Source organism: Listeria fleischmannii subsp. fleischmannii LU2006-1, from assembly GCF_000344175.1.
GTDB classification, from domain to species: domain Bacteria; phylum Bacillota; class Bacilli; order Lactobacillales; family Listeriaceae; genus Listeria; species Listeria fleischmannii.
The window spans coordinates 50,288-61,883 of sequence record NZ_ALWW01000013.1; the positions used below are offsets into that span (position 1 = coordinate 50,288).

Genomic DNA, 11,596 nt, shown 5'->3' on the forward strand with positions numbered 1-11,596 from the left:
GTAAATGATGATCACAAAAACGATGCCGATAAATGTGGAAGTTGAAGAAGCAAAAGTAGCCATTTCTCCTTTTGAACTGGACAGTCATGCGATGGCGACGAAAGATTTGCATGTTTATTACGGCGATAATCATGCGATAAAAGGAGTCGACCTTCTTTTTCCTGAAAATAAAGTAACCGCACTAATTGGACCTTCAGGTTGCGGAAAATCCACGTATTTAAGAGCGTTAAATCGGATGAATGATGAAATTGAAGGCTGTCGGATGGAAGGGGAAATTTTATATAACGGAATAGATATTAATCGCAAAGAAATTGATTTATACAATGTCCGTAAAGAAATCGGGATGGTTTTTCAAAAACCCAACCCTTTTTCAAAATCCATTTATGAAAATATTGCTTTTGGCTTAAAACGCCATGGTATGAAAAATAAAAAAGAATTGATGGAACGTGTAGAAAAAAGCTTGCGCGGTGCAGCTTTATGGGACGAAGTAAAGGATGACCTAAATAAAAGTGCGCTTTCACTCTCAGGAGGTCAGCAACAACGACTTTGTATCGCACGCGCCATTGCCATGCAGCCTAAAGTTCTTTTGCTCGACGAACCAGCATCGGCACTTGACCCGATTTCTACAAGTAAAATTGAAGATTTAATCAATGAACTTCAGGAAAAATACACCATTGTCATCGTCACACATAACATGCAACAAGCAGCACGAGTATCCGACTATACCGCCTTCTTTTACCTGGCGAAGTCGTCGAGTTCAAGAGCACAACCGAATTATTTACAAACCCAAGTGAAAAACGAACAGAAGATTATATTTCTGGAAACTTTGGATAAGAGGAGGCGGATAAATTGGTAGAACTGGCTGAAAAAACACAATTTATGATTGAAACGGACAAAGTCGATTTATTTTACGGATCAAAACAAGCCCTCAAACAAGTTTCTTTACAAATCAAAGAAAATTATGTGACGGCACTCATCGGCCCGTCCGGTTGTGGGAAATCCACTTTTTTAAGAACTTTAAATCGAATGAATGATTTAATTCCAAATGTAAAAACAACAGGAAGTATTCGAATTGCAGAAGAGGAAGTCAATCAAGCAAAACTAGATATGGTCAACCTTCGTAAACGTGTGGGTATGGTATTTCAACAACCTAATCCCTTCCCGTTTTCCATCTATGATAATGTGGCGTATGGTCCACGTATGCACGGTGTAACAAATAAAAAGGAACTGGATTCGATTGTGGAACGAAGCTTAAAACAAGCCGCGCTATGGGATGAGGTTCATGACCGTTTAGATAAACCAGCAACAGGGATGTCAGGCGGGCAGCAACAACGGCTTTGCATTGCACGCGTTTTAGCCGTAAAACCAGAAGTGATTTTGATGGATGAGCCCACTTCGGCCCTTGACCCAATTTCAACCGCAAAAGTAGAAGACCTCATTTTAGAACTAAAAAAAGATTATACCATTGTCATTGTAACGCATAATATGCAGCAAGCTTCGCGTATATCCGATGAGACAGCTTTTTTTCTAAATGGCGAGATTGTTGAATTTGCCGATACGACGACAATTTTCACAAACCCGAAAGAACAAAAAACAGAAGACTATATTTCTGGTCGATTTGGATAAGGAGTGTGTCAGTATGGTTGTAAGAAAACTATTTACAGAGCAGTTAAATGAACTACATCAGCACTTGTTAAAAATGGGTGTCCTTGTAAATGAATCTATTTTTAAAGCGGTAAAGTCCCTAGTAGAACGTGACCAATTGCTAGCTGAACAAGTAATAACGGAAGATAAAGCGATTAATGATATGGAGCTTTCGCTTGAACAAGGCTCCTTCGAATTAATTGCCTTGCAACAACCTGTTGGAACCGATTTGCGTAAAATCGTGACCGTTTTAAAAGCCAGTTCAGACTTGGAGCGTATTGGCGACCATGCAGTTAGTATCGCAAAAGCAACTATTCAATTAGAAAGTAGTAAAGCTTTAAAACCTATTCCAGAAATTCCGGAAATGGGTGAAATCGTAAAAGTAATGCTACACGACGTTTTAAACGCTTATTTAGCCGGCGATGCTAATCGTGCTCGTGAAATTGCGGCGCGTGACAATGAAGTCGATAAACTACACCGTTTAGTTTCTAAAAAATGTATTAGTTTAATGCAAGAAGATCCAGAGCACTTAGAAGATGTGACGCACTTACTACTTGTCGCGCAAAACTTAGAACGTATTGGGGATTACATTACAAACGTTTCGGAATGGATTGTTTACTTGGAAAGCGGTGAAATTGAAGAATTGAATCAATAATCAAAAAACGTGTTCCTAGTTGAGGGAGCGCGTTTTTGTTATAATACAGGTAAATAAATGTGTGAGGTGAAAAGCATGACTGACTTACCTAAAATTGGCAAGCCTGCAACAAATGCACTCGCGACAATTGGTATTAAAACGCTTGAACAAGTTAAAGAATACGATGAAAAAACGCTGGCAAACTTACACGGTATCGGACCAAAAGCACTTCAAATTTTAAAGCAGACCTTAGCTGAACGTGGATGGGCATTCCAAAATGATCCAGGCGAACAGACAGACTTCACATTAATCGCACCAACAGATTGTGACAACGCACCTAAAAAACGAATGATTCGAGATTACACCATCGCGACGGCAAAAGCGGACCGCAAAACATTAGAAGCGCTTTTAGTTGAAAACTTTGTTTGGGAAGTCCCTGGTGAATTTGAAATCCGTGGCCGAACTAAGTTTATGGATGAGCTTTTCAGCCATTCTGAACCCATCCGTTCATTAGAGCTTGAACATATTATTACGCATGGTAAATGCGGTGCATTAAATGGAGAAATGGTCACGAAGAAGGGACAACATGTTTATTTCTCCGATGTATTTGAATTTGAAAATCATGCAAAAGACGCTAAAATAACTAAAATTATTTCCTATGTGAGTATAAAATAGTTGTTCATTTTTCGAAAGTAAAGATTGTAAAAATAGTTATACTTAAAAGAGAGGTGAAATTTAAACGTTAGGAGTCTAATAAAATGATAACTTTAGCAAACAAAAAAGAAGAATTCTACCAAGCTCTTGTTGAAAAAAATCCGAATTATGATGGTGTGTTTTTTGCAGGTATCAAAACAACCGGCGTATTCTGTCATGCGACTTGTACGGCGAAAAAACCCAAATTTGAAAACTGTGAATTTTTTTCAACCGCGGAAGAAGCTTTACTTTCTGGCTATCGCCCGTGTAAAAGGTGTGAACCGCTATCCTATCCGCATAGCATCCCGGAAGAGGTGACTTTACTTGTTGAAAAAGTGGAACAAAATCCGGAGAAAAGGTGGAAAGAAAAAGATTTTCACGAGCTTGGCCTGCATTCTGCTTCAGCTAGAAGGAAATTTAAAGAGGTTTATGGTATGACGTTCGTTCAATACGCACGTTCTCGCCGAATGGGAATTGCATTTAAAGAAATTTCAAAAGGGGCAAAAGTGATTGATGAGCAACTAGCGGCGGGATATGAATCGGCTAGTGCTTTCAACGATGCATTTACAAAGATTATGGGCAATCCACCTAAAAAACAACACGGCAAAATGATTTATGCCAGCATTATCTCAACGCCAATTGGGCGAATGCTTAGCTTAACAGATTCAAACGGGCTTTATTTGCTTGAATTTATGAATCGGCGCGGGTTAGAACGCGAAATTGAAAAGTTGCGTCACGTACAAAATGCGCGTATCATTCCAGGCGAAACGGAAATAAGTCGGCAATTAGCGGGGCAGTTAACTGAATATTTTCAGTCGAAACGTACGCATTTTTCCATCCCCCTTTATACAAAAGGCTCTTCTTTTCAAAAGGAAGTGTGGCGATATCTTGAGGGAATCCCGCTTGGGGAGACGCGGACATATTTAGAAATGGCGACGGAACTTGGTAATCCTAAAGCGGTTCGGGCAGTCGGAAATGCAAATGGTGCGAATCAAATTGCGATTTTAATCCCATGCCATCGTGTGGTTCGAACAAATGGGGAACTAGGCGGCTACGGTGGGGGAGTGGAACGGAAAAAATATTTGCTTCAACTCGAAAAGTCTAAAATATTTTAGGTTTTTTTTTCTGCTTTTACTTGAAAAGTTAGAGATTATATATTAATATATGTATATATTAGCATATAAAGAATTTCCATCACAATAGTTGCGAGAATTGACAGTTTCGCGCTATCATATGAATATATGACCATATAGTAATGGAGTGAAGGAAATGAATCATTCAATTTTAGATGAAGAAACACTTTTTAATGTGACTCAAATATTTAAAGCGTTAGCGGATCCAACTCGAGTACAAATTTTAAATTTGCTTCAAGAGCGGGAGTATTCGGTGAATGAAATTGCACGGACGCTCGAATTTAACCAAACGACCGTATCACATCAATTACGTTTTTTAAAAAACCTACGTTTAGTTAAATCGCGCCGCCAAGGAACAACGATTTTTTATTCACAAGATGATAACCACGTTCTGGAGCTACTTGCTCAAGCCATTCGCCATGTTCACCACGAGTAGATGCGCGCGCTAATTCAGAAAGGACGGGGTTTATCATGACAGAATATCGTCTAAAAGGACTCTCGTGCGCACATTGCTCACAAGAATTAGAAATGGAAATTAAAAAGCTAAAGCATGCCGGGGACGCTAAAATTCAGTACAACACAGCGAAATTAGTATTACCGGAAAATGTAGCGCTAAAAGATGTAGAACAAATTTTGCAAACTGAAAAAGTTAGTATCATTAAAGAAGAGAGCGACGAACATCAGCATGACGCCAGTGATAAAAAATTGCTTTTTCAAATCATGATATCTACAGTCCTCTTTTTTGTGGCCTTTCTTTTGGAAGGAAAAATAGCAACGAGTCTTTCGTTTGTCATTTATTTTGCAGCAGCAGCGCTTAGTGGCTACGAGACTTTCTTTAAGGGAGCCAAAAACCTCTTCCGTTTTAAATTTACAATTGATACCCTCATGACAATCGCCCTAGTAGGTGCCTTCGCAATTGGAGACTACAAAGAAGGAACTGTCGTAGCCATTTTATTCGGCGTAAACGAGTATCTGGAAGGTTTTGGCATGCGGCAAGCGCGCAAATCGATGTCCGAATTATTAAAAGTGGCCCCTAAAACGGCAACGCGGATTTCAGATGGCGTGATGGAAACTGTTCTTACGGAAGATTTACAACTCCGGGACACCGTTTTAATCAAAGCGGGTGAAAAAGTTCCATCCGATGCGGTACTTGTATCTGGTGTGAGCTCCTTTAACGAGGCGGCGATTACGGGTGAGTCAATGCCTGTTGAAAAGCAAGTGGGCGATGCGCTTTTTGGTGGTGCCATCAATAACGAAGGAACCGTTCAAGCTGAAATAACAGCCCTTTACGAGGATTCCTCACTTGCGAAAATTTTGCATCTTGTGGAAGAAGCGCAGGAAACAAAAACAAAGACAGAGCTTTTTATTGATAAATTTGCCCGTTATTATACACCTGCCATTTTAATTTTCGCTATTTTAATTACGATTGTGCCACCACTTTTCTTCGGGGCGGCTTGGGGAACTTGGGTATATGAGGGGCTAGCGGTACTTATTATTGGTTGCCCATGTGCGCTTATTTTATCTTCTCCCGTCGCCATTGTTTCCGGGATAACGCGAAGTGCGAAAAATGGCGTTCTCATAAAAGGTGGCGTATATCTTGAACAGCTCGGAAAAATTCGGCAAATCGCTTTTGATAAAACCGGAACTTTAACAGCAGGAGAGCCAGTGGTAGCAGAAACCATCACGTATCACGACACATTCTTTGACATTGCCTACCGCATGGAGAGCGAGTCGAACCACCCGATTGCGCAAGCTGTTCGTGAAAAAGTTCAATCTTCTTTAGAAAAAAAAGGCCAAATGGAGCGTCTGCAAACTATTGCTGGAAAAGGACTTGAAGGCGTTTTAAATGGCGTTACCTATTTTGCCGGCAATGAAAGTCAAATCCCGCCTGAATTATGGGAAAAAGATGCCAAAAATGATGTGACTCGTCTTAAAGAAGCCGGTTATACAGTTGTCATTGTCGCGTCTGAATCAGCTATTTTAGGAATGTTTGGCGTTCGTGACGCTTTGCGCGCGGAAAGCAAACAACTCATTTCTGATTTACATCATCTAGGAATTAAAAATACCATCATGCTAACAGGAGACCATGCTAAGACAAGCAAAAAAAGTAGCAGATGAAGTTGGCATTGATACGTTTTATGCTGATTTACTACCAGAAGAAAAACTATCCAAAATTCGCCAAATACAGTCGGATTCAGGCAAAGTTGCTATGGTTGGTGATGGCATAAATGATTCCCCTGCCCTGGTTACAGCTGACTTAGGAATTGCCATGGGACAAGGAACGGATAGCGCAATTGAAGTTGCAGACATCGTTTTAATGCAAAATCACCTAGGGAAACTGCCTTTAACTATTAAAATTGCGAAGAAAGTACGGAAAGTTATCGCTTTTAATATAACATTCGCTTTAGGTTTAAAGGCTATTGCTTTATTATTAACACTACCCGGACTCTTAACACTTTGGATGGCGATTTTAGCCGATATGGGGGCAACCATTATTGTAACCTTACTTGGACTCACCATTTTAATTCGCTCCAGAGAAGAAAAATAATTAAGAAGACTAGCTTTTTCAATCGAAAAGCTAGTCAGACTGCTGACAAACGGCAATCTTCGTTGTTAGTGTCCTCCGTTCCGGTGCTCACGTACAAAAGTACGCTCCGCTCCGGTACAGAGGCACTGCCTAGAATCTCACCATTTGTCAGCAGTCTGATTTTGGTGAGAAGCGTTTTGTTTTACGTAAACTTTGAGTTTTTCTACAAGCTAACTAGCTTTTTCAATCGAAAAGCTAGTTTTTTATGGTAAAGTAAACATAAATAAATCTTGGGAGGAAAAGTAGTGAAAAAATTGACGGCACAACAGAAAACACTCGTGATAATCGGGATTATCTTGATGATTGCGGTGACGATTTTTGGAATTATTTGGAATAATCAATTGGCAGTTGTCATTATACTTGGAGTCGTTCAATTTATACTGATTCAAGCAGTTTGCTATGTCGGTATTTATTCACAAATGAAAGTAGGAACCTCACGAGGAACAAAGCTATTTAGTTGGGGAATTTTAACAACCATTGTATTTGCTGCCATCATCGCGATTTTTGCACCTGATAATTTCCGTTCTTACTCGGGCGCAATTATTGCTCTTCTTGGGTATGGCTCTGCACTTATCATGCGCGAGGTGGAAAATACGAATCCGGCTAATAAAAAACAAAAACGTGAAGAATAATAGATGGAAGGGTGATTTTGATGGGAATTCATCAGTATTTTCAAAGTTTATCGGATCTGGAAAACATTTATCGTTGCCCAGGTAAATTTAAATATCAAGAGCACTCGGTTGCAGAACATTCATTCAAAGTAACACAAATTGCCCAATTTTTTGGAAATGTGGAAGAACAGGCTGGGAACACAGTAAATTGGCGTGGCCTTTATGAGCGCGCGCTAAATCATGACTATTCAGAACTATTTATTGGTGATATTAAAACACCCGTCAAATATGCAACAACAGAACTACGCGAAATGCTTTCAGAAGTGGAAGAAAGTATGACGCAAAATTTTATCGAACGAGAAATACCAAATGAATTTCAACCGATTTATCGCCATTTATTAAAAGAAGGAAAAGACACAACACTTGAAGGGAAAATCCTAGCCATTTCAGACAAAGTAGATTTATTATACGAATCTTTTGGCGAAATTCGTAAAGGGAATCCAGAAAATATTTTTGTTGAAATTTATAGTGAGGCGTTAGCAACGATTTATGAATATCGAGATATGGAAAGTGTTAAATATTTCTTACGTGAAATTTTGCCTGATATGCTAGGAGAAAAGGGAATTCGCAAAACGGACTTGCCTGAATTAACGGCCGAAATAACAACTAAAGCGCTCCGCGGGGAATGAAACTTGTGAAATAAGAGAGGAAGATGAATGATGCTTGACCAAATAATATCGGCAATTATCTTCCCAGGCTTACTTATTATTATCTTAGCGCGCGTGACATTAAATCGCTACGTCGCTTTATTTTTAATGGTAGGGCTGATTGCCGCTAGCGCTAAACTTGGTTACACGGATACATGGTGGCTCATTATCATCGATGCTTTTTCCATGACAGTAGGGTTTATAGTGGCGACAACAATGCTTAAGCGGATTCGAAGTCGCGAGGAAGCACATAAATAGGTAAATCCGCAATCTAGTGGTAAAATAAAAAAAGGAAGGACGTAATCATATGGATTGCGTTCTTTCTGTCGTTATAAAAAAACCGAACGTATTTTCGGTTTTTGCTAGGAGAAGTTTCTTTTTTATGGTAAAATAAAGAGGCTGATAATGGGAAGAAAATGAAGCCTGAATGGGGGAACTCACATTGACCGATAAATTTGAACTCGTTTCAGAATATAAACCATCTGGAGATCAGCCGCGTGCAATCGAGCGATTAGTGGCTGGATTAAATAACGGGCTAAAACATCAAACTTTGCTTGGGGCAACGGGGACAGGTAAGACGTTTACAGTGTCCAATGTTATCCAAGAAGTAAATAAACCAACGCTTATTATGGCGCATAATAAAACACTTGCAGGTCAGCTTTACAGCGAATTTAAGGAATTTTTTCCAAATAATGCGGTAGAGTATTTTGTTAGTTATTATGATTATTATCAACCAGAGGCTTATGTACCTCAAAGTGACACATATATTGAAAAAGACGCGAGTATTAACGATGAAATTGATAAATTACGTCACTCAGCGACAGCATCTTTACTAGAGCGGCGCGACGTTATTATTATCGCTAGTGTATCTTGTATATACGGTTTAGGGGCCCCGGAAGAGTACCGGGAACTTGTTGTATCACTTCGTCCGGGAATGGAAATTAGTCGAGATAAATTATTACGTCGTTTAGTGGACATCCAGTATGACCGAAACGATATAGACTTCCAGCGGGGACGTTTTCGTGTGCGCGGAGACGTTGTCGAAATTTTTCCAGCTTCTCGTGACGAACACTGTATTCGTGTTGAATTTTTTGGCGATGAAATTGAACGAATTCGAGAAGTAGATGCGCTTACTGGAGAAATTACTGGTGAGCGGGAACACATTTCTATTTTCCCGGCATCTCACTTTGTTACGCGTCCAGATACGCTAAAACAAGCAATTGGTAATATTAAAATAGAGCTAGAAGAACGTCTTAAAGTGCTCCGCTCAGAAAATAAACTTTTAGAAGCACAACGTTTGGAACAGAGAACCAACTATGATCTTGAAATGATGGAAGAAATGGGTTATTGTTCAGGAATTGAAAACTATTCCAGACATTTAGCGCACCGTCCTGCGGGTTCAACGCCGTATACGCTCCTTGATTATTTCCCAGATGATTTTCAAATCGTTATCGATGAATCACATGTGACCATGCCACAAATTCGTGGGATGTATAACGGTGACCAAGCGCGTAAACAGATGCTAGTCGACCACGGCTTCCGTTTGCCATCAGCGCTTGACAATCGCCCGTTACGATTAGAAGAGTTTGAAAAACATATTAATCAAATCATGTTTATTTCCGCAACCCCAGGACCGTATGAACTCGAAAAAAATCCGGATGTCATCGAACAAATTATACGTCCAACTGGATTACTTGACCCTGTTGTTGAAATTAGACCGATTGAAGGTCAAATTGATGATTTAATGGATGAAATTAATGAGCGCACAGAAAAAGATGAACGGGTGCTAGTCACAACACTAACCAAAAAAATGGCTGAAGATTTAACAGATTACCTAAAAGAAGCCGGCGTAAAAGTACAATATCTGCATTCTGAAGTGAAAACACTTGAACGAATCGAAATCATTCGCGATTTGCGGCTTGGTGTATTCGATGTTTTAGTGGGAATCAATTTGCTTCGTGAGGGAATTGATCTACCAGAAGTTTCCCTAGTCGCTATTTTAGATGCGGATAAAGAAGGTTTCTTACGTTCTGAACGTTCACTTATCCAAACCATGGGACGTGCCGCAAGAAATGAGCACGGAAGAGTTATTATGTATGCCGATAAAATTACCGACTCAATGCGAGTATCGATGGAAGAGACAGAGCGTCGTCGTACCATCCAAGAAGCCTATAATAAAGAACATGGCATTACGCCAAAAACAATACGCAAAGAAATTAGAGGTGTTATCGCGGCGACAACAGCTGTCGAAGGAGCAGAAGAAGCTCGTCCAGACTTAAGTAAACTTACAAAACAAGAACGTAGCCAACTAATTGAAGATATGGAACACGAAATGAAAGCAGCGGCTAAAGCACTTGATTTCGAACGCGCTGCAGAACTTCGCGATGCATTACTCGAACTAAAAGCGGAAGGATGAAACGAATTTGAATAAAGATAAGATTATCATTCAAGGGGCAAGAGCCCATAACTTAAAAAATATTGACGTTGAAATTCCGCGTGACAAATTAGTTGTCATGACGGGCCTGTCCGGATCTGGAAAGTCTTCCTTAGCTTTTGATACTGTTTATGCTGAGGGTCAGCGCCGCTACGTGGAATCCCTCTCTGCCTATGCTCGCCAATTTTTAGGTCAAATGGATAAGCCGGATGTTGATTTAATTGAAGGCCTTAGCCCGGCTATTTCCATTGATCAAAAAACAACAAGCCGTAATCCGCGTTCAACAGTCGGAACAGTCACAGAAATCCATGACTATTTAAGGCTGCTTTATGCGCGAGTGGGGCATCCAATTTGCCCGAATCATGGGATTGAAATCACATCGCAAACCATTGAACAAATGGTAGAACGCGTCCTAGAATACCCTGAAAAAACGCGCCTTCAAGTTATGGCGCCAATCGTTTCTGGGAAAAAAGGAACACATAAAAAGACACTTGAAGAAGTTAAAAAACAAGGATATGTACGTATTCGAGTAGATGGTGAAATCTATGATATTAATGATGAGATTACCATCGAAAAAAACAAAAAACATTCCATCGAAATTATTGTAGACCGTATTGTCATTAAAGAAGGCATTCAATCGCGTTTATATGACTCGCTTGAATCTGCTCTGAGACTTGCAGATGGTTATGCCATTGTAGATGTAATGGGGGAAAAAGAATTATTATTTAGCGAACATTACGCTTGCCCGTATTGTGGCTTTACAGTCGGCGAATTAGAACCGCGTATGTTTTCATTCAATAGTCCATTTGGTGCTTGTCCAACATGTGATGGACTTGGGACTAAATTGGAAGTTGATGTGGAAACCGTTATTCCTGATATGTCGCTTTCTTTAAAAGACGGAGCCATTGTACCTTGGCGCCCTATCAGTTCGCAGTACTACCCACAAATGCTCGAATCTGCCTGTGAGGAATTTGGGATTGATATGACAAAACCATTTGAAAAACTATCCAAAGAAGAGCAAGATATTATTTTAAATGGATCCGGAGAACAAGAATTTTTCTTTAAATATCAAAATGATTTTGGAATGACGCGAGAAACATGGATGCGTTTTGAAGGCATTTTACCAAATGTAGAAAGACGTTACCGCGAGACA

12 protein-coding genes and 1 pseudogene are annotated in these 11,596 nt (G+C 39.8%); all 13 read left to right on the plus strand.

Features of this window, described 5'->3' with window-relative positions; genetic code table 11:
- The first annotated feature begins 7 nt into the window (after positions 1-7).
- Positions 8-834 (plus strand): annotated as a pseudogene (gene pstB / locus LFLEISCH_RS05710) (phosphate ABC transporter ATP-binding protein PstB).
- A 45-nt stretch (positions 835-879) separates the two neighbouring features.
- On the plus strand, positions 880-1,626 hold the full coding sequence (gene pstB / locus LFLEISCH_RS05715; RefSeq protein ID WP_036062036.1) for a phosphate ABC transporter ATP-binding protein PstB: 747 nt from the start codon (positions 880-882) through the stop codon (positions 1,624-1,626).
- A gap of 13 nt (positions 1,627-1,639) precedes the next feature.
- Positions 1,640-2,299 carry a phosphate signaling complex protein PhoU gene (gene phoU, locus LFLEISCH_RS05720; RefSeq protein WP_007474064.1) on the plus strand — a complete coding sequence of 220 codons (660 nt, stop codon included), beginning with the start codon at positions 1,640-1,642 and terminating at the stop codon, positions 2,297-2,299.
- A gap of 75 nt (positions 2,300-2,374) precedes the next feature.
- On the plus strand, positions 2,375-2,953 hold the full coding sequence (locus LFLEISCH_RS05725; RefSeq protein WP_007474066.1) for a helix-hairpin-helix domain-containing protein: 579 nt from the start codon (positions 2,375-2,377) through the stop codon (positions 2,951-2,953).
- Between the two features lie 83 nt (positions 2,954-3,036).
- On the plus strand, positions 3,037-4,086 hold the full coding sequence (locus tag LFLEISCH_RS05730) for a bifunctional transcriptional activator/DNA repair enzyme AdaA (RefSeq protein ID WP_007474069.1): 1,050 nt from the start codon (positions 3,037-3,039) through the stop codon (positions 4,084-4,086).
- Between the two features lie 154 nt (positions 4,087-4,240).
- A complete protein-coding gene (locus LFLEISCH_RS05735; protein WP_007474071.1) occupies positions 4,241-4,540 on the plus strand; it encodes an ArsR/SmtB family transcription factor in 300 nt (99 codons plus the stop codon).
- A gap of 35 nt (positions 4,541-4,575) precedes the next feature.
- Entirely contained in the window at positions 4,576-6,222 is a 1,647-nt protein-coding gene (locus LFLEISCH_RS05740) for a heavy metal translocating P-type ATPase (RefSeq protein ID WP_338151541.1), read from the plus strand.
- Positions 6,191-6,652: an HAD-IC family P-type ATPase gene (locus tag LFLEISCH_RS16355; RefSeq protein WP_338151542.1), complete on the plus strand. Its 462-nt coding sequence runs from the start codon at positions 6,191-6,193 to the stop codon at positions 6,650-6,652. Before LFLEISCH_RS05740 ends, LFLEISCH_RS16355 begins: the two co-directional genes overlap by 32 nt.
- A 284-nt stretch (positions 6,653-6,936) precedes the next feature.
- Complete coding sequence (locus tag LFLEISCH_RS05745; RefSeq protein WP_007474073.1) at positions 6,937-7,323, plus strand: hypothetical protein; 387 nt, start codon at positions 6,937-6,939, stop codon at positions 7,321-7,323.
- Between the two features lie 20 nt (positions 7,324-7,343).
- Positions 7,344-7,991, plus strand: coding sequence for an HD domain-containing protein (locus LFLEISCH_RS05750; RefSeq protein WP_007474076.1), 648 nt, complete (start codon positions 7,344-7,346; stop codon positions 7,989-7,991).
- 30 nt (positions 7,992-8,021) lie between these two features.
- Positions 8,022-8,267 (plus strand): CsbA family protein, encoded by a 246-nt coding sequence (locus LFLEISCH_RS05755; RefSeq protein ID WP_007546166.1) that lies wholly within the window; start codon positions 8,022-8,024, stop codon positions 8,265-8,267.
- 184 nt (positions 8,268-8,451) lie between these two features.
- The gene (gene uvrB / locus LFLEISCH_RS05760) at positions 8,452-10,425 is read left to right on the plus strand and encodes an excinuclease ABC subunit UvrB (protein WP_007474080.1); all 1,974 of its coding nucleotides are present in this window, start codon (positions 8,452-8,454) and stop codon (positions 10,423-10,425) included.
- A 7-nt stretch (positions 10,426-10,432) separates the two neighbouring features.
- The coding region (locus LFLEISCH_RS05765) for a UvrA family protein (RefSeq protein WP_007474083.1) at positions 10,433-11,596 on the plus strand (1,164 nt) is incomplete at its 3' end.